The sequence below is a fragment of the Leifsonia sp. RCC_180 genome (assembly GCF_058138205.1).
In genome coordinates this window covers 2,933,002-2,950,180 of the sequence record NZ_CP200340.1, presented here as the reverse complement: position 1 = coordinate 2,950,180, position 17,179 = coordinate 2,933,002, and the positions used below count along the sequence as shown (strand labels likewise).

Annotated in this window: 17 protein-coding genes; 8 read left to right on the top strand and 9 right to left on the bottom strand. The window is 69.4% G+C overall.

Annotation, left to right across the window (positions count from 1 at the left end):
- Positions 1-46: 46 nt before the first annotated feature.
- Both AB7E03_RS14545 and AB7E03_RS14540 read right to left on the bottom strand, forming a co-directional pair.
- A complete protein-coding gene (locus tag AB7E03_RS14545; RefSeq protein ID WP_489942058.1) occupies positions 47-2,389 on the bottom strand; it encodes an ATP-binding cassette domain-containing protein in 2,343 nt (780 codons plus the stop codon).
- A 35-nt stretch (positions 2,390-2,424) separates the two neighbouring features.
- Positions 2,425-2,994, bottom strand: coding sequence for a dihydrofolate reductase family protein (locus AB7E03_RS14540; RefSeq protein WP_489942057.1), 570 nt, complete (start codon positions 2,992-2,994; stop codon positions 2,425-2,427).
- Positions 2,995-3,040: 46 nt separating this feature from the next.
- Between AB7E03_RS14540 and AB7E03_RS14535 the strand changes: the two genes are divergently transcribed.
- Positions 3,041-4,051: a PHP domain-containing protein gene (locus AB7E03_RS14535; protein WP_489942056.1), complete on the top strand. Its 1,011-nt coding sequence runs from the start codon at positions 3,041-3,043 to the stop codon at positions 4,049-4,051.
- 96 nt (positions 4,052-4,147) lie between these two features.
- On the opposite strand, the gene AB7E03_RS14530 is transcribed toward AB7E03_RS14535, so the two are convergent.
- From AB7E03_RS14530 to AB7E03_RS14520, 3 genes are read right to left on the bottom strand one after another with little or no spacing between them, the layout of a single operon-like run.
- Entirely contained in the window at positions 4,148-4,927 is a 780-nt protein-coding gene (locus AB7E03_RS14530) for a hypothetical protein (RefSeq protein ID WP_489942055.1), read from the bottom strand.
- A 59-nt stretch (positions 4,928-4,986) separates the two neighbouring features.
- Complete coding sequence (locus AB7E03_RS14525) at positions 4,987-5,481, bottom strand: MarR family winged helix-turn-helix transcriptional regulator (protein ID WP_489942054.1); 495 nt, start codon at positions 5,479-5,481, stop codon at positions 4,987-4,989.
- Positions 5,482-5,504: 23 nt separating this feature from the next.
- Positions 5,505-7,193: an MDR family MFS transporter gene (locus AB7E03_RS14520; protein ID WP_489942920.1), complete on the bottom strand. Its 1,689-nt coding sequence runs from the start codon at positions 7,191-7,193 to the stop codon at positions 5,505-5,507.
- Positions 7,194-7,398: 205 nt separating this feature from the next.
- Between AB7E03_RS14520 and AB7E03_RS14515 the strand changes: the two genes are divergently transcribed.
- The 3 genes from AB7E03_RS14515 to AB7E03_RS14505 all read left to right on the top strand — a co-directional run bounded on the left by AB7E03_RS14515 (position 7,399) and on the right by AB7E03_RS14505 (position 10,682).
- Complete coding sequence (locus AB7E03_RS14515) at positions 7,399-8,076, top strand: phosphatase PAP2 family protein (protein ID WP_489942053.1); 678 nt, start codon at positions 7,399-7,401, stop codon at positions 8,074-8,076.
- 163 nt (positions 8,077-8,239) lie between these two features.
- Positions 8,240-10,246, top strand: coding sequence for a sigma-70 family RNA polymerase sigma factor (locus tag AB7E03_RS14510; RefSeq protein ID WP_489942052.1), 2,007 nt, complete (start codon positions 8,240-8,242; stop codon positions 10,244-10,246).
- Between the two features lie 154 nt (positions 10,247-10,400).
- Positions 10,401-10,682: a hypothetical protein gene (locus AB7E03_RS14505; protein ID WP_489942051.1), complete on the top strand. Its 282-nt coding sequence runs from the start codon at positions 10,401-10,403 to the stop codon at positions 10,680-10,682.
- A gap of 6 nt (positions 10,683-10,688) precedes the next feature.
- Here the strand turns inward: AB7E03_RS14505 and AB7E03_RS14500 are convergent, their stop codons facing one another.
- A complete protein-coding gene (locus AB7E03_RS14500; RefSeq protein ID WP_489942050.1) occupies positions 10,689-11,798 on the bottom strand; it encodes a S1C family serine protease in 1,110 nt (369 codons plus the stop codon).
- A gap of 151 nt (positions 11,799-11,949) precedes the next feature.
- Between AB7E03_RS14500 and AB7E03_RS14495 the strand changes: the two genes are divergently transcribed.
- The 3 genes from AB7E03_RS14495 to AB7E03_RS14485 all read left to right on the top strand — a co-directional run bounded on the left by AB7E03_RS14495 (position 11,950) and on the right by AB7E03_RS14485 (position 14,762).
- Positions 11,950-12,138, top strand: a complete 189-nt coding sequence (locus tag AB7E03_RS14495; protein ID WP_489942049.1) for a hypothetical protein — start codon at positions 11,950-11,952, stop codon at positions 12,136-12,138.
- An 81-nt stretch (positions 12,139-12,219) separates the two neighbouring features.
- The gene (locus AB7E03_RS14490; RefSeq protein ID WP_441783124.1) at positions 12,220-12,444 is read left to right on the top strand and encodes a hypothetical protein; all 225 of its coding nucleotides are present in this window, start codon (positions 12,220-12,222) and stop codon (positions 12,442-12,444) included.
- Positions 12,445-12,452: 8 nt separating this feature from the next.
- Positions 12,453-14,762 carry an ATP-binding protein gene (locus AB7E03_RS14485; RefSeq protein WP_489942048.1) on the top strand — a complete coding sequence of 770 codons (2,310 nt, stop codon included), beginning with the start codon at positions 12,453-12,455 and terminating at the stop codon, positions 14,760-14,762.
- Positions 14,763-14,825: 63 nt separating this feature from the next.
- Here the strand turns inward: AB7E03_RS14485 and AB7E03_RS14480 are convergent, their stop codons facing one another.
- Positions 14,826-15,383, bottom strand: a complete 558-nt coding sequence (locus AB7E03_RS14480; RefSeq protein WP_489942047.1) for an RNA polymerase sigma factor — start codon at positions 15,381-15,383, stop codon at positions 14,826-14,828.
- A 103-nt stretch (positions 15,384-15,486) separates the two neighbouring features.
- Positions 15,487-16,476: a UDP-N-acetylglucosamine 2-epimerase gene (locus AB7E03_RS14475; protein ID WP_489942046.1), complete on the bottom strand. Its 990-nt coding sequence runs from the start codon at positions 16,474-16,476 to the stop codon at positions 15,487-15,489.
- Positions 16,477-16,563: 87 nt separating this feature from the next.
- Between AB7E03_RS14475 and AB7E03_RS14470 the strand changes: the two genes are divergently transcribed.
- Positions 16,564-16,848 carry a GNAT family N-acetyltransferase gene (locus tag AB7E03_RS14470; RefSeq protein ID WP_489942045.1) on the top strand — a complete coding sequence of 95 codons (285 nt, stop codon included), beginning with the start codon at positions 16,564-16,566 and terminating at the stop codon, positions 16,846-16,848.
- On the opposite strand, the gene AB7E03_RS14465 is transcribed toward AB7E03_RS14470, so the two are convergent.
- On the bottom strand, positions 16,808-17,179 hold the full coding sequence (locus tag AB7E03_RS14465) for a hypothetical protein (protein WP_441783119.1): 372 nt from the start codon (positions 17,177-17,179) through the stop codon (positions 16,808-16,810). The two genes, AB7E03_RS14470 and AB7E03_RS14465, sit on opposite strands and share 41 nt — an antisense overlap.

The window sequence follows — 17,179 nt, the reverse complement described above, 5'->3', positions numbered from 1 at the left end:
GCGGCCCGGCGGGCGCGAACGGCCCGTAAGGTTCCGTAACGCCGGTTCAGGCGCCGACGTAGCGCGCGAGGTGTTCGCCCGTCAGCGTCGAGCGTGCTGCGACGAGTTCGGCCGGGGTGCCCTCGAAGACCAGCCGGCCACCGTCGTGGCCTGCGCCGGGGCCGAGGTCGATGATCCAGTCGGCGTGCGCCATTACCGCCTGGTGGTGCTCGATCACGATGACCGACTTGCCGCCGTCGACCAGCCCGTCGAGCAGCCCCAGGAGCTGTTCGACATCGGCGAGGTGCAGGCCGGTCGTCGGCTCGTCGAGGACGTACACCCCGCCCTTCTCGGCCATGTGCGTCGCCAACTTGAGCCGCTGCCGCTCACCGCCGGACAGGGTCGTCAGGGGCTGTCCGATCGTCAGGTAGCCGAGCCCGACATCCGACAACCGCTTCAGGATGGCGTGGGCGGCCGGCAGCTTCGCGTCACCGCCGGCGAAGAACGCCTCGGCCTCGGTGACCGGCATCGCGAGCACCTCGCTGATGTCTCGTCCGCCCAGCGTGTACTCCAGCACCGACTCGTCGAAGCGCCGGCCCTCGCACACCTCGCAGACGGTCGACACTCCCGCCATCACGCCGAGGTCGGTGTAGATGACGCCGGCGCCGTTGCAGTTGGGGCAGGCGCCCTCCGAGTTGGCGCTGAACAGCGCAGGCTTGACTCCGTTGGCCTTGGCGAACGCCTTGCGGATCGGCTCCAGCATTCCCGTGTAGGTCGCGGGATTGCTGCGGCGCGACCCGCGGATCGCCCCCTGGTCGACCGCCACGACTCCGTCGCGCGACGCGACCGACCCGTGGATCAGCGAACTCTTGCCGGAGCCCGCCACGCCCGTCACGACCACCAGCACTCCGAGCGGGATGTCGACATCCACGCCCTGCAGGTTGTGCTCGGACGCCCCGCGCACCTCCAGGGCTCCGGTCGCCCCGCGCACTTTCTCCTTGAGCCGCGCACGGTCGTCGAGGTGTCGTCCGGTGAGCGTTCCGCTCGCGCGCAGCTGCTCGACCGATCCCTCGAAAACGACCTCACCGCCGGCGGAACCCGCGCGCGGGCCGAGGTCGACGACGTGATCGGCGATCGCGATCGCCTCCGGCTTGTGCTCGACGACCAGCACGGTGTTGCCTTTGTCTCGCAACTGGAGCAGCAGCTCGTTCATCCGCTGGATGTCGTGCGGGTGCAGACCGACCGTCGGCTCGTCGAACACGTACGTGATGTCCGTGAGCGACGATCCGAGGTGCCGGATCATCTTGGTGCGCTGCGCCTCGCCCCCCGACAACGTCCCGGAGGGACGATCCAGCGACAGGTACCCGAGACCGATGTCGACGAACGAGTCGAGCAGGTGCTGGAGGTTCTTCAGCAGCGGGGCGACGGAGGGCTCGTCGAGCCCGCGCACCCAGTCGGAGAGGTCGGTGATCTGCATCGCGCACGCGTCCGCGATGCTGATGCCGCCGATCTTCGACGCCCGCGCCCCTTCGCTGAGCCGCGTGCCGCCGCACTCCGGACAGGTGGTGAACGTGACCGCGCGCTCGACGAACGCCCGGATGTGCGGCTGCATCGCGTTCACGTCTTTCGACAGCATCGACTTCTGGACCTTGGGCACGAGACCCTCGTAGGTCATGTTGATGCCCTCGATCTTGACCTTGACCGGGTCCTTGTATAGGAAGTCCTGGCGTTCCTGGTCCGTGAAGTCGCGGATCGGCTTGTCGGCCGGCACGAACCCCGAGTTGCCGATGATCCGCACTGCCCAGCCGTCGGCCGTGTATCCGGGAATGGTGATGGCCCCCTCCAGCAGCGACTTGCTGTCGTCGAACAGCTGCGCCAGGTCGATGTCGCTCACCGAGCCCATGCCCTCGCACCGCGGGCACATCCCGCCCAGCTGGGCGAACTCGCGCTTCTCCGTCTTGTCGCCGACCGTGATCGCCCCGCTGCCCGTCACCGACGGGATGTTGAACGAGAAGGCCTGCGGCGAGCCGATGTGCGGCTGTCCGAGCCTGCTGAACAGGATGCGGAGCATCGCGTTCGCGTCCGTCACGGTGCCGACCGTCGACCGCGCGTTGGCCCCCATCCGCTCCTGATCGACGATGATCGCCGTGGTCAGACCCTCGAGCACGTCCACGTCCGGACGCGCGAGCGACGGCATGAACCCCTGGACGAAGGCGCTGTACGTCTCATTGATCATGCGCTGGGATTCGGCCGCGATCGTGCCGAAGACCAGCGAACTCTTGCCCGAGCCGGATACCCCGGTGAACACCGTCAGCCGCCGCTTGGGCAGCTCGACGCTCACATCCTTCAGATTGTTCTCGCGCGCCCCCTGGACGCGGATGAGGTCGTGGCTGTCGGCCGCTGCGGTCATGTCGATTCCCTCCGTCGAGCGTGACCCACGATATATCAGGAGGCCGGTTCGGCGGGCGAGACGGAGTACCGCAGCCGCGCGAACTGGCCGACGGCAGTCGCCTCCTCCAGGTGCAGGCGGTCCGACTCCACCCGCCGCGGGAAGAGCGGAGCGCCTCCGGTGAGCGTCACGGGCGCGATGGAGATGGCCAGCTCGTCCAGGGCCCCTGCGTCGAGGAACTGCCCGGCGAGGTCGCCGCCGCCGACCACCCAGATGTCGCCCTCTCCCGCCGCCTCCCGGATGCCCGGCAGCGCCTCGCTCACCGACCCGGACACGAAGCGGATGTCGGCCCCCTCCGGCACCGGCAGCTCCCGGTGCGTGAAGACGAAGGTCGGCCGCGTGCCGTGGAACTCCTGCCACTTCTCCGGATGCGCCAGGATGTCGGACTCGCGCAGCACCCACTCGTACGTCGTGCGCCCCTCCACCATCACCGCCGCACCGCTCGGGATCAGCGATTCGTCGGGCGTCTCGCCGCCCGGAACCGCGAAGAGCCAGGACAGCGAGTCGTGTTCATCCGCGATCCATCCGTTGATGGTCGCGGCCGTGTCGAAGATGATTCTCCCCATGGCCCGACGGTACCGGCGACCACCGACAGGGTGGGAGCATGGGCGCATGGATGCCGTCGACGCGCTGAACGAGATCGCCTTCTGGCTCGAGCGGGAGCTGGCGCCCAGCTTCAAGGTCCAGGCGTTCCGGCGCGCCGCAGCCACGATCGCGCCGCTCGACGCGGCGGAGCTCGCGGCGCGCGTCGCCGACGGACGGCTGAAGCGCACCAAGGGCATCGGCGATCGCACGTTCCAGGTGATCGCCCAGGCGGTCGACGGGCAGGTCCCCGACTATCTGGCCGATCTCCGGGAGCGCAACGACCAGCCGCTCGACACCGGCGGCGCCGAGCTGCTCGCGCTGCTACGCGGCGACCTCCACAGTCACACCGAGTGGTCGGACGGCACGGTCCCTATTGAGGTCATGGCAGCGGCCGCGGCGACGCTCGGCCGGGAGTACCAGGCGATCACCGACCACTCCCCCACACTCACGGTCGCGAGCGGACTGAGCGCTGAGCGGCTCGAGGAGCAGCTCGACGTCATCGCCGGGCTCGACACCGGGCCCCTCACCCTCCTGACCGGGATCGAGGTCGACATCCTCGAGAACGGCACGCTCGACCAGACTCCCGAACTCCTCGGGCGGCTGGATGTCGTGGTCGGCAGCGTCCACTCGAAGCTGCGGTCGGACCGACGGACGATGACGAAGCGGATGCTCGGCGGCATCCACGACACGCAGACCAACGTCCTCGGGCACTGCACCGGGCGGCTGGTGCAGGGGTCGCGTGGCACGCGGCCGCCGTCGGAGTTCGACGCCGACGCCGTGTTCGCGGCCTGCGTCGGGAACCAGGTGGCGGTCGAGATCAACTCGCGTCCGGAGCGTCAGGATCCGCCGGACGACCTCATCCAGCGGGCGCTCGATGCGGGATGCTTCTTCTCGATCGACACGGATGCGCACGCGCCCGGCCAGCTCGACTTCCTGGCCTACGGTGCCGCCCGCGCCGCCGCGAACGGTGTCCCGGCCGACCGCATCATCACCACGTGGCCGCTGGACCGCCTCCGCGCCTGGCTCGCCAAGTCCTGAATACAGGACGGCCAGGTGCTCGCAGATGCCCGCGACACGCCGGGGCGTCGCGCAATAACGAGCACCTCACGACTAAGAAGCGCGGTGAAGAGCGAGCTAGAGGCCCCAGGCGGAGGCGGGCGCCTGCACGATCTCGACGGGGCGCGTGCTCCAGTGGGTGCCGTTCCCGTAGTGGCTGCTCGCCCACGGGCTCGCCCAGATCGCCGACGCCGTCGCATCCGCCGAGCTCCCCGCCTGCAGCCCGGCCACGATGTCCGGGTATCCGCGCTGCAGGTTCTTCGCGCAGTACTCGGCGGCCGTGACGAGGTCCGGGTAGCTGCCGAGGCCGGCGCCGCCGCCGGAGCCGTACCCGTTGTTGAGAGGATTGTTACGGTTCCACCAGTCCGGCGGGCCGTTCTCCTGACGCATCCAGCGCAGCATCACGGTGACGTTCGCGTCGGTCTGCGGCCAGCCGCCGAACATGAGCACGAGCTTCGCCCACGCCTCGTTGGTGCCGACCCGAGCAAGAGTCTGCAACCCGTCCGTCGCGGCGAGGTTGTCGCGGTTGACGACCGGGGCGGCGATCGTCGCATCCACCAGCAGCTGCTGATCGGGAGCGGGCGTGCCCGTGCCCGGCTCCCCACCCTGCCCCGGCGCGAGCGTCGTCGACGGCGCCACCAGCAGCGAGGAGGCGAGCGCCTCGTCCGTCGGAACGATCGAGAGCCCGCACACCAGCCCGATCACCGCGAGCGTGACGCCGACGCGGTGCTGAATCGGCACGATCGGCTTCCGCGACGGCTTCGGGAGGCGGATCCGCACCCGCTGCGACGGCACAGCGGCACGACGGCCAGCCGAGCGGCGGCCGCGGGGGCGGAGGGGGGCGGATGCGGACTGCATACCCGACGTAGGGTACCAGCGCCCGCCGGGAACGCCACCCGGAGCCGCCACCTGGAGTCCTACCGCGTGACCTCGTTCAGCCGCTCCAGGAGCCCCGCCAGCCGACGGACGTCCTCGTCGCTCCAGCGCCGCAGGCTCCGGTACAGCGTTGCCTGGTCGGCGGCGCGCACCTCGTTGACCTTCTCGATGGCCTCGGGTGTCGCGGCGATGAAGCTGGCGCGCCGATCCTCGGGATCCGTCTTCCGTTCGACGAAGCCCATGTCCTCCAGGAGCTTCACCTGCCGGCTGATCACGCTCTTGTCCGTGTAGAGCATGTCGGCCAGCGCGCCGGCGTGGATGGGGCCGCTGCGCACGATGGCCGTCAACAGCTTGTAGCTCCCGGGCTGCAGCTCCGAGTGGATGCGCTGCGCGCGATCCCGCATGGCGATGCTCACCTGGTTGAACAGCCGGGTGAACTGCTCCTCCACGTCGGAGATGGCCGCGTCGCTCGCCTGTCCGGGGGCGACTGGAAGGGTGGCGGCGGAGCCCGCCGCCACCCGGTCCGTGTTGTCCATGGCCGCGATCATAACGTGGCCTTCTAGCGGCCCGTCCCAGCCGGGGCGTCGTCGTCCGCCGTCCGCCGAACGGCGGGCAGCGAGCCGGTGACCGGAGCACCGATCATCGCCTCCGCGACCTCGAGCGCGTTCTCCTCGGCGGCCTCGAGCGGCGTCTCACCGTTCTCGGGGTGCTCCTCGTTCATCCGCTCGATGGCGGTCTTGCTGCCGAGCTTGATGTTCGGCAGGAACAGGATGGCGATGATCGTGATGATCGCCAGCGGCACGGCGACGAGGAAGATGTCGGCCACGGCCTGCCCGTACACCGACTCCACGATGGTGCGGATCGGCAGCGGGAGGGTGTTGACCTCGGGCAGCGTGCCGCTCTGCAGCGACTTCGCGGCCGCGACGCCCTTCGCGCCGAGCTTCGCGACGGCAGCCATGAGTTCGCCCTTGCGGTCGGCCATCATGTCGACGACCGCGGTCCCGAGGATGGATCCCATCACCGAGACGCCGATCGTTCCGCCGAGGCTCCGGAAGAACGCGACGTTGGAGCTGGCAGCGCCGAGCTGTTCGGGACGGACGGTGTTCTGCACGATGAGCACGAGGTTCTGCATGACCATACCGACGCCGGCGCCGAGCACGAGCATGTAGACCGACACGAGCCAGTAGTTGGTGTCGTACTCGATGGTGCTCATCAGGTAGAGGCCGACGGTGAGGAGGATGGAGCCCGTCACCATGAAGGCCTTCCACTTGCCGAAACGGCTGATCAGGTTGCCGACGATCATGGAGGAGAGCAGCAGGCCGAGGATCATCGGCAGGGTCAGCAGCCCCGACTCCGTCGGAGTGGCACCGCGAGCGAGCTGCATGTACTGGCCGAGGAACACCGAGGTGCCGAACATCGCGACGCCGACCGAGATGGATGCGATGACCGCGAGCGTGAAGGTGCGGTTCTTGAACATCCCGAGCGGGATGATCGGCTCCTTGACCACGAGCTCGGTCACGATGGTGGCGATGATCAGGGCGATCGAGCCTCCGACCATCCACATGGTCTCCGCGCTCCACCAGTCGAAGTTCTTGCCGGCCAGCGAGACCCAGATCAGCAGCAGCGAGACGCCGCCTGCCAGGAAGATCGCGCCGAGGTAGTCGATGCGGACGGCGCGCTTCGGGCGCTTGGGGAGGCGCAGCGTCATCTGCAGCAGGATGATGGCGGCGGCGGCCACGGGTACGCCGACGAAGAAGTTCCAGCGCCAGCCGACGGAGTCGGTGAGAAGGCCGCCGATCAGCGGGCCGCCGACCGTGCCGACGGCCATGATGCCGCCGAAGAGGCCCATGTAGCGGCCGCGCTCACGTGGGCTGATGATGTCGGCCATGATGATCTGGCTGAGTGCCGTCAGACCGCCGGCGCCGAGACCCTGCACAACGCGGAAGCCGATGAGCATGTTGGTGTCCTGCGAGAAGCCGGCGAGGGCCGACCCCAGGACGAAGATCACGAGCGCGAGCTGGATGAGCAGCTTGCGGTTGAGCAGGTCAGCGAGCTTTCCCCAGATCGGTGTCGAGACCGTGGTCGCGAGCAGCGTGCTGGTGACGACCCAGGTGTAGGCCGTCTGGTCGCCGTGGAGTTCGGAGATGATCCGCGGCATCGAGGTCGAGACGACCGTGCCCGCGAGGATCGAGACGAACATCCCGAGCAGGAGTCCGGAGAGGGATTCGAGCACCTGCCGGTGCGACATCACGACCGGTGATCCATCCCTGGAGAGAGTGGTTGACATGCAGATCCTTCACGCAATTGGTTGACGAAGATCAACCATATATAAATAGATGACCAGAGTCAACTAACGTTTTGCAGTCCTGCAATATTTCCGCACGCTGAAGAATCTCGAATCGGCCCCGGCGGATGCCCAGCGTCGGCGGCGGCCGGCTCCCTACCCTCGGAGGATGCACTCCCGCCGCCCGAATCCGTGGTCTCTGCGCGTCCCAGCGCACTGGGTCGTCTGGACGGTCGTGCTCTTCGCGCTGACGATCGGGCTGGGATTCGCCGCGAAGGCCGTCCCCGCCCTCCGCCTGGCAGGCCTCGACGCGGCGGTCAACCGGGTCAACTCCCCGCTGCTGGATGACGCGGCGCTCGTGCTGGACCGGCTCGACCATCCGGTCGTGGTCGCCGTGATCCTTGCTGTGGTGTTCGTCATCCTGCTCTTCGTCGTGGGCTGGCGCCGAGCGCTCGGCGTGTGCGTGGTCACCGGCGGAGGATGGCTGACCACCCTCGTCGTCAAGACCGTCGTCGCTCAGCCGCGTCCGTCCACAGCCGGGCTGACGCACCTCCTGCACATCTCGCCCGCCACCCTGAGCTACCCGAGCGGCCACGTGGTGTTCGCTGCTGCCCTCGTGACCGCACTGTCGCTGGCCTGCGGCACCGCCGCGGCCCGCGTCGTCGTGCTCGCGGTGGGCGCGGTCTTCGTCCTCCTGGTCGCCTGGTCGCGGCTTTACGTCGGGGTGCACTACGGGACGGACGTGGTCGGCGGCGTTCTGAACGGCATAGCAGGGGCGCTGCTCGTCGCGGGCTTCTGGCAGCTCGCCACGCGCGGCCGGCGCACGGGATACGCAGCCACTCGGTAGTAGCGCGGTCACTCGCTGCGGGGTCCGCACGGGATGGTGATGGCATCGGTCGCTCTCTGGCGCCGTCAAAAAGCCGAACAAATTTCTTCGGCGACGCGTCATGATCCCGAACCTGGTGCGTCTATCTCAACAAACGCCCCGTATTGCGTAAGGACCCGACCTTATGACCCGTCATCTCGACGACCTCTCCGATGCCGATCTGATCACCCGTTCCCGAGAAGGGGACTCCCAGGCCTACGGCGTGCTGTTCACGCGCCACTGGCAGGCCGCCAGAGCCATGGCGGCCTCCGTGACGAACCGCTTCGAGCCGGACGACCTGGCGTCGGAGGCGTTCGCGCGCATCCTCAAGACCGTGGAGAAGGGCAACGGGCCGCGGGCCGGGTTCCGGTCCTACCTGGCCACGACGGTGCGGAATGTGGCGATCGATTGGTCGCGCCGCAAGGTCACGCCCAACATCGAGGATCCCGACGTCATCGAAGACTGGACGTACAGCGAGCTCACCGCCCTCGACCGGATGGAACGCCAGACGGTCGCGCAGGCCTTCTATGCGCTTCCGACGAGTTGGCAGGAAGTGCTCTGGTACACGGAAGTGGAGGGGATGGCGCCGCGCGAGGTGGCTCCCCTGCTCGGCCTGAACTCCAACGCGGTCTCCGCGCTGGCTCTGCGGGCCCGCGAGGGGCTGCGCCAGGCCTGGATCAACGCTCACCTCGCCGAGTCGGACGCAGACGATCCCATCCACGGCTGGACGCTCAAACGGCTCGGATCCCACGTGCGGGGGAAGCTCTCCAAGGCTGACACCCGCAAGTTGAGCGAGCACCTGAACAGCTGCACGCCCTGCTCAGACGCAGGGGAAGAGGCGAATCACGTCGGCTCCCGCCTCGCCCTCGGCATCCTGCCCCTCTTCCTCGGCCTCGCAGGCGCCGCGGCGTACACCTCCTGGACGAGCGGCTCGCAGGGCGCCGTCGCAGCGACGCTGGCGAGCTCCGCCTCCGGGGTGCGGCAGGTCGGCCGCCTGAGGCACCTGTTCGGGTCGGGGGCAGGCGGGGCGCACCTGGGAATCAGCGCCGTGGCGGCCAGCGTGGTCGCGGCGGCAGCGCTGACGGGCGGGGCCATCCTCGCGTCACCCGCGCCGGAGACCGCGGGGGCGCTCTCGAGCGGGTCGCCGGCCATCGGGTCCGATGACGAAGGTGCGCCCACCCCGCCGGCAGCTCAGAAGATCCCTTCTCCCGAGACGGTACCGGACCAGGCAGGCCCTGGCCAGGCTACGTCTCCCGTACCGGCAGAGCGACCGGCGGAGCAACCGGCGGAGCAACCGGCGGAGCGACCGGCGGAGGCCGACACGCTTCCCCTCCCCGAAGCGCCGCCCGAACCTGCGAACGCAGGAACGAGTCCGCCGACCGAGCAGAATCCGACCCCCACGCCTCCGGACCCGGAAACCACCACCCCATCGGACCCGGGGGCCACCACCCCGCCGGACCGGGAAGCCACCACCCCACCGGACCCGGACCCCGGCCCCGTCACACCAGCGCGCGGATGCGAGGCGGCTATCCGCATGGTCTCCGCCGAGGACACCGTGCTCGCCTACGCGCTCGACGAGGCGGCAGGCACGAGCACGGCCACCGACCTCGTGCACGGAGGCACGGCCCGCTACGCCGGAAGTTCGGGCGATGGGCGCTGGTCACTCATCGACGACGCCGTGCGGCCACCCAGCGATCAGTTCACCGTGCAGATCTGGTTCAAGACGGCGGTCGGCGGCGGTCGGCTCCTGGGCTTCAGCAACTCCGGCGGCGGGGGTCTCTCGTCTGAATACGATCGGCATCTCTTCCTCACCGATGACGGCCGCGTCGTGTTCGGCGTCTTCCCGGATGCGGTGCACACCATCGCCTCCGGCCGGAGTTACGCCGACGACGTCTGGCACCAGGCGACGGCGACCCTCTCCTCCGCGGGCATGGCCCTGTACGTGGACGGACAGCGTGTCGCCCAGGATGCCGCTGTCACGACCGCGCAGAACTTCTCCGGCCACTGGCGCGTCGGCGCCGACAACCTCGACAACTGGGGGCCAGGGACTCCGTCCCGCCAGCAGGTGGCGGGAAGCCTCTCGCATGCGGCCGTCTACGGGGTCGCTCTCTCGTCCGACCAGATCGAGGCGCAGTGGAATCGATGCGCCTGACAGCTCTGCGTCATAGCGGAGCCGATGCAACGTCTTTATTAAGCGTGGGTGCGATTCGGGCTTCGCACTCCACCAGGAGCGGCCCGGTCACCTCGTCGGGTAACGAGGCCCTGGGCCGCTCCCTCATGACAGCCGCGGTGCGGGAGGGAACGAGATGAGAACAACGACCTGTAACCCTCGCGAGCGCGCCGCCGGACTGGTCAGCGTCATCACCGATGGGTGGCGCGGCGAGGTGATCACACCGCTCATCCCTCGCGATCCGAGCTCTCCTCTGCGCTCCGCTCTCCTGAACGAGCGGGCGGAACGGCTGAGCGAACTCCGCACGCTCGACTTCCGCGTGTTCACCACGGTGCGGCTCGAGGAAGCCGGCTCGGGTGATCATTACCGGATCATCGATCGCTTCAAGTCGGCGGCAGAGGTCGCCCGCCCGGCATGAGCCGACTCATCCCGCGCCCAGTGTGACGGTCGCCTTCTCGGTCTTGCCGTCGCGCAGATAGCTGACCTGCACGTCATCACCCGGTGAGCTGGTCAGTTGGATGGCGGTCAGGTCGTCCACGCTCGCGACCGGCTTGCCGTCCACCTGGGTGATGATGTCGCCGGCGGCGAGGCCGGCAGCGGCAGCGGGTCCACCCGGAGTGACCGATTGAACGTACAACCCGGACGGCGCCTCGCCGGCGCCCGGTTCTATCGGGCTGACAGCGATACCGAATGTCGGGTAGACCACCTTGCCCGTCTCGATGATCTGTTTCGCGATCGGGAAGGCGACGGCCTCCGGGACTGCGAACCCGATACCGACGCTGCCTCCCCCGGCCACGCCGGTCGCTCCCGGAACGGTGGCGATCGCCGAGTTCACGCCAACGAGCCGGCCATCGCAGTCCACCAGCGCACCGCCGGAGTTTCCCGGGTTGATGGACGCGTCGGTCTGAATGGCGTCGGCCAGCACGGCATTGCGATCCCCGTCTCCCTGGACGGGAACGGTGCGCCCGAGAGCGCTGACCACACCGGTGGTGACGGTGCTGGAGAGTCCCAGCGGCGCGCCGAGGGCGACCACCGGCTGGCCGACGCTGAGGGTCGTCGAATCTCCCTGCTGGATGACGGGCAGGGCGGATGCCTGAACCTTGATGACCGCGATGTCGGCACGCTCGGAACGTCCGATCAGGCGTGCCGGGTGCGTGCTGCCGTCGCTGTAGAGCACGACGATCTCCGCCCCGGCGGCGGCGGGCGCGATCACATGATTGTTCGTCAGGATGTAGCCGTCCGCGGTGATGATCTCCCCGCTTCCGGTTCCGCCCGAGCCGTCAGCCGCCGAGACGCCGATCGTGACGATCGTCGGAAGCACGTCGCTCGCAACACGTTCGGCGTCGCACACCGACGGCGAACTGGCCGTCGGCGCCCGGGAGGGAAGCATCCCGATCACAGAACCGGCCGACCGGATGGCGAGGCCACCGAGCACGCCGGCGCCGAGCAGAATGACGGCGGCCAGCACAACGAGGAGCACGATCGCCCACGCCGGGAATCGGCCCGACCTACGTGCGTGGCTGCCGTTCGACATGCGGATATGGTCCCGTCGGATGCGAGCACCTGGCTAGACAGTTGGTCCTGCCCTGCTGAACGTCTCCAGCCGGCTATAGCCAACCAGCCGCCGGACACGTCAAGCTGTCCCCGTTGACACGTCTCGACCGTGGGGGAAGAGGTGCAGTGCGTTGACCGAGGATTCGAGCCCTTCGCCGTGGCCGGAACGGCGTGACTGGGGACGGGCGTTCGAGCATGCGGAGGTCGTCGGCGTGGAAATCCTCGCCACCGAGGTGCGCGTGCGCCTGCGCTCGGGGGTCGAGCTGGAGTGGCCGCTGAACCCGCCGGGGTGGGATCGGAACACCGACGATATTGCATAGTGCGCAACCTCCTTCGCGGTGCGACGATGTAGCACGCCGACACCGGTTGGTCCGACACCTGCCGGGCAGAAGGAGGCAACGATGGCTGACGACAGCGACTACATCCACCCGCCCCACCCTCCGCGCCTGAGAGAGCATGTCGGTCTGATCCGGTGGAGTCGCGACGTCGCGGGCGAGTGGGTCACCGAGACCATCACCGGTCAGTTCGCCGGCGGCGACTCGCGACGCTGGGTGCTCCGCCTCTACACCGGTATCGAGCTGGAGTACGACCTGGAGGAGTGGGCTCCGTACCAGCCGCACCTCTGACGGATCGCATGCACGCATCCAGCTCGTTGCACGGTCTCCCTGCGCGCCTCGACCCCATGATCGGGCGGCGCGAGGAGGTGTCCCTCGTGCGCCGGCTGCTGCAGACCTCCACACGCCTGGTCACGCTGACCGGCACGGCGGGCGTCGGAAAGAGCCGTCTGGCGGCGGCCGTCGCCGAATCGCTTCTGCGCTCGGTCTCCGGTGTCTGGTACGTCGATCTGCGTGGGCGCGGCGGCGAGGTGGCCTCCGCCATCGCCCACGAACTCAAGGTCGACGCTGGAGAGGATGCGGTCGGAGCCGTGATCGCGGCGATCGGTGACACCGACACGCTGCTTCTGCTCGACGACGCGGATGGGGCGGTAGAGGAGGCGTCGGCCGTGGTCGACGCCCTGCTGGGCGCCTGCTCCGGCGTCCGGATCATCGTGACGAGCCGGGAGCCGCTCGCCTCGAGTGGGCAGGCACTCGTCGCTGTCGGCCCCTTCCTCCACCGCGACCTGACCGCCACCAGCGACGCCGTCCGGCTGTTCGCCCAGAGGGCCGCGACCGGGGACGCCCGTTTCACGGTCGACGAAACTACCCTTCCGCAGGTCGTCGCGATCTGCGAGGCGACGCATGGCGTTCCGCTGGCGATCGAGCTGGCCGCGGCGCAACTGCAGTTCATGGACGCGGAGACCCTGGCACGGCGGATGGGCGACCAGCTTCACGTGCTGGAACCGACGGGTTCGGAGTCGCGCTCGCTTCGCGCTGCGGTCGAGGACAGCTGGCAGCGCTGCAGCCCGTTGGAACGGCGCGTGTGGTCGGACCTCAGCGTCCTCGCACCCGGCTGGGATTTGGAGCTCGGGGAGGCTATGGCGGGCCTGACCGCCGGGGAGGCTCACGCGGCCACGACGGCGGTGAAGCAACTGGTGCGACGGTCCGTCGTCCACCGGCGCCGTGCCGAGAGCGGGGTGCGTTACGAGTTGCTGCCGGCGATCCGGGAGTTCGGCGCCGAGAAGCTCGAGCGTCGCCGCGAGGCCGAGGGGCACTTCCTGCTGTGCATGCTGGCCAGGCTGCACGACGCAGAGGACGCCTGGTTCTCCGACCGGCAGGCCGAGATCCTGCGACGGCTGCGAGGCGACATCCCGAACATTCGTCGTGCGGTCACGACGGCGGCGTCGCACGGCGAAGCGGACCGCGCGGTCGAACTGACCGTCACCGCATGGCGTCAGGCATGGCAGATCCACGGCAGCGCGGACGAACTGGGGAGCTGGCTCACCATCGCCCTGCGGTCGGGCGCCCTTTCCCCGTACTGGGCGGCGTTGGGCCATGCCCTCCGTTCGGTCGTGTACGGCCAGAGCGGGAAGCCGAACCTGGCCGAGCGCGAGCAGGAGCAAGCGATCTCGGCGTTGGCTGCGCTTCGGAAGGAAGAGTCCGCCCGCACCGAACTGGTACGGGAGGCCGATGCAGCGGTGCGGAGCGCCACCGAGGCCGTGGAGCGGGACGACGGCGAAGCGGTGCTCGCCCTTCGCGGTCTCATGCGGGACCTCGGCGAGGATGCGTACCGCTTCGGCCGCACCAACATCCCGCAACGTTTGGCCGCCCGTCTGCTCGCGCGGGGCGAGCGCGCGGCCGGGTATGCGGCCGGCGACGGGGTCCTCGAACGAGGGCAGGTGGCTGGGGACCGGTTCGAGCGGTCCTTCGTGCTGACGACCCGGGCCGCGGCGGCCGCGGCCACAGGTGACTACGAGACCAGCGCCGAGAACGCGCGCGCCGCCCTGCTCTTGAAGCGCGGACTGGGCAATCTGCTCGGCGTCGCCCAGGCGCTGGAGCTCCTGGCCGATGTCGCGCGCGAGCAGGCCGACCCGGCACGCGGCGCGACCCTGCTCGGGGCCGCGGCGGGCCGATGGGAGGAGGCCGGCGCGATCCAGGCGAACTATCCCCCCTACTTCTATGACAGGGAGACGACCGAACGGGCCCTCCGCCATCGGATGGGCGACCCCGCATTCGAGAAGGCGTTCGCATACGGTCGCGAACTCGGCGAGGACGAGAGCATCGACTTCGCCCTGCGCGGGGTCGTCGAGGCGCGCACACGATCCACCTTCCCGGCGCCGCCGCTCGGCCCCGCGCTGACACCCCGCGAGAGGCAGGTGGCGGCGCTCGTCGCCGATGGGGAGTCGAATAAGGCGATCGCTCGTCGGTTGTTCGTGTCCATCCGCACCGTCGAAGCGCACGTGCAGAACGCACTGGTGAAGCTGGGGCTCCGGTCCCGGACCGAGCTGGCCCTCTGGTACCGGGAGCACACGGCGGAGCACGCGAGGGGACACACCGTCGCCTCGTAACGGTCGCGACCGCTCACCCGGGAAGCGCACGCGTCGCACGCGCGCTCCCCGGGGCGGACATCGTCAGGCGGCGAGCGTCAGCTCGTCGCGGGTGGTGTCCAGGGCGGCGCGGAGACCGTTGCGTGCGCGTGCGGCCAGAGCCGTCGCCGCTCCCGGGGTCATCCCCATCGCCTCGGCCGCCAGGGTCATCGGCAGTTCGTGGACGCACGTGAGAAGAAGGATGCGCTGCCAGCGCTCGGGCAGGCCGCGGAACGGACGCTCGAGGTCGCCGAGGTCGCGGACCTCGAAGCCGCAGGCCCCGGCAGCGGTCTCGTCCGTCAAGGGTACGAGTCGCAGTCGCGCCTCCCGTGCACCCCAGGTGGCGGCGACGTTCCGGATCGCCGTGCGGAGGTAGTGCGCGAAACCCTGGGTGGGCCCGTTGCCGTTGCACAGCGCAGCGAACACCTTGGCGAAGGCCTCCTGAACGATGTCCTCCGCGTCGAACCGGGCGGTGGTGGCCCGCGCCACGTGGTGCGCCCACGCCTGGTAGCGGTCCCACAGCTCGCCGAATACCGCATGCTCGCCCTGGCGAACGCGGTGCAGCAGTTCCAGGTCGGTCGCACGGACGGCGGTGGCGGACATCAGGCTCTCCTCGATCACTTCCCGGTCGGAAGGCGTTCACGACCGGATGACCTCAGACTCGATCGCGCGACGCCTCCGCGAGAACGGGGAAACTACCGACGTACTACCGAGCTCGGACCACCCGTTCCGCACGTGAGAAGTCGGGTAGGCGCTCACCCACCCCCAACAGTGCGGCGACCGCGGCCGCGACACGGTCGGAGGCGTGTCCGTCGCCGAACGGACTGACCACCTCGGCCATGGCGGCGAGACGCAGCGGGTCGGTGAGCAGTTCGGCCACCTCCTGCACGATGCTTTCGACGCGCGTTCCGATCACCCGCGAGCAGCCCGCCAGGATCCCCTCCGGCCTTTCCGTCGTCGTACCGAGCACGAGCACCGGGGTGCTCAGCGTCGGCGCGATCTCTTCGATCGCAGCGCGGCCGGTGAGGACCAGCACCGCCCGCTCGACCAGGACCACCATCTCGGGGAGCGGGAGCAGAGCGACGGTGCGGATGTTCGTCGGCCGGGCCGGCGCGGCGGCGAGCCCCGCGTGAACCGCGAGGCCTGCCCCGTCGCAGAGAACGAAATCGTGATCCGGGAACCGGGCCGCAAGCAGCCGCACGGCGGTACCGACGCGCTGCACGGCGGCGGAATCGCCCTCGGGAGTGTCGGCCGCGATCAGGACGACCGGGCGGCCGGGCGGCGCAGGCCGGCGCAACGGCAGCACCGCATCCACGACAGTGTCACCGGTCACGACGATGCGTTCCTCCGGGACCCCGGAGGCGAGCAGGATGCGCTCGGCGTGTTCGGTGGGAGCGAGGTGGAGGGAGGCGATCCTGCCGATTCCCCGCCGGGCCGGCTCACACACGGCGACGCCGGCCCGATGTCCGTCCCGTCTGCCTGCATCGACGTGCACGACCGGGATCCCCCGCCCGGCTGCCGCCAGTGCCGCCTGCAACCCCGACACCGTCCCCCCGTGGATCAGCACGGCGTCGGCGTGTGCCTCCTCCGCCACGTCGACGACGGCGAAGACCTCCGAATCGTCGAGCGCGCGAACGATCGGCCGCATCCGCAGATCGGCATCGGGACTTCCCCCGACGGGCAGGATTCTGAGCACGGCGGCTCCTCTCGCGAGGAGGGCGGGATAGCCCTCACCACTAGAGACGACGATGGTCTCCACTCCCTGACGGGGTAGCGTGGATTCATGAGCCTGACCGTGGAGAACCGGCCCGACGAGTCCCGCTATGTACTGCTGCAGGACGGCGAGGTGATCGGGCTCGCCGAGTACGAATTGGGCGGCGACGCGATCGTGTTCACCCACACCGAGGTGGATGAGGAGAAGCGCGAGAGAGGGATGGCATCCACTCTCGTGCAGGCCGCACTCGACGATGTGCGCGACAACTCGGAGCGCCGGGTCGTCGCATCATGCCCCTACGTCCGGAGCTGGCTCAGCGAGCACCCCGACTACGCGGACCTGCAGGAGCGCTAGCCCGGCCGTCGTCGCTGGGCTCCCGGCCCTCTGCACGCTGGCCGTTTCCCGCCGAGCCGAGGTCGAGCACGATCTTGCCGCCCTCCCAGCCGGTGTCGCCGGCATCCCCGGGCAGGGGCGCCGGTGCGGGGAGGAAGGACTGACGGTCGAGCTCCTGCTGCGCCTCGTGGCGGGTGGGAGCGAAGACCTCGTCGAAGGAGCCGCCGATGGCGCCGCTCATGGTGCCGGATCCGCGCTGGGCCTTGTTCGACAGGTCGATCCAGCCGAGCTTCACCGCGACGACGATCAGCGCGACGAACGCAGCGACGATCCCCACAACCCACCAATTCAC

What these genes read in the sequence shown, in the direction of transcription:
- AB7E03_RS14500 (WP_489942050.1), bottom strand. Translation starts at nt 11,798, where the DNA reads ATGTCGAACGGCAGCCACGCACGTAGGTCGGGCCGATTCCCGGCGTGG.
- AB7E03_RS14510 (WP_489942052.1), top strand. Translation starts at nt 8,240, where the DNA reads ATGACCCGTCATCTCGACGACCTCTCCGATGCCGATCTGATCACCCGT.
- AB7E03_RS14470 (WP_489942045.1), top strand. Translation starts at nt 16,564, where the DNA reads ATGAGCCTGACCGTGGAGAACCGGCCCGACGAGTCCCGCTATGTACTG.
- AB7E03_RS14540 (WP_489942057.1), bottom strand. Translation starts at nt 2,994, where the DNA reads ATGGGGAGAATCATCTTCGACACGGCCGCGACCATCAACGGATGGATC.
- AB7E03_RS14525 (WP_489942054.1), bottom strand. Translation starts at nt 5,481, where the DNA reads ATGGACAACACGGACCGGGTGGCGGCGGGCTCCGCCGCCACCCTTCCA.
- AB7E03_RS14520 (WP_489942920.1), bottom strand. Translation starts at nt 7,193, where the DNA reads ATGTCGCACCGGCAGGTGCTCGAATCCCTCTCCGGACTCCTGCTCGGG.
- AB7E03_RS14505 (WP_489942051.1), top strand. Translation starts at nt 10,401, where the DNA reads ATGAGAACAACGACCTGTAACCCTCGCGAGCGCGCCGCCGGACTGGTC.
- AB7E03_RS14530 (WP_489942055.1), bottom strand. Translation starts at nt 4,927, where the DNA reads ATGCAGTCCGCATCCGCCCCCCTCCGCCCCCGCGGCCGCCGCTCGGCT.
- AB7E03_RS14480 (WP_489942047.1), bottom strand. Translation starts at nt 15,383, where the DNA reads ATGTCCGCCACCGCCGTCCGTGCGACCGACCTGGAACTGCTGCACCGC.
- AB7E03_RS14490 (WP_441783124.1), top strand. Translation starts at nt 12,220, where the DNA reads ATGGCTGACGACAGCGACTACATCCACCCGCCCCACCCTCCGCGCCTG.
- AB7E03_RS14515 (WP_489942053.1), top strand. Translation starts at nt 7,399, where the DNA reads ATGCACTCCCGCCGCCCGAATCCGTGGTCTCTGCGCGTCCCAGCGCAC.
- AB7E03_RS14485 (WP_489942048.1), top strand. Translation starts at nt 12,453, where the DNA reads ATGCACGCATCCAGCTCGTTGCACGGTCTCCCTGCGCGCCTCGACCCC.
- AB7E03_RS14535 (WP_489942056.1), top strand. Translation starts at nt 3,041, where the DNA reads ATGGATGCCGTCGACGCGCTGAACGAGATCGCCTTCTGGCTCGAGCGG.
- AB7E03_RS14545 (WP_489942058.1), bottom strand. Translation starts at nt 2,389, where the DNA reads ATGACCGCAGCGGCCGACAGCCACGACCTCATCCGCGTCCAGGGGGCG.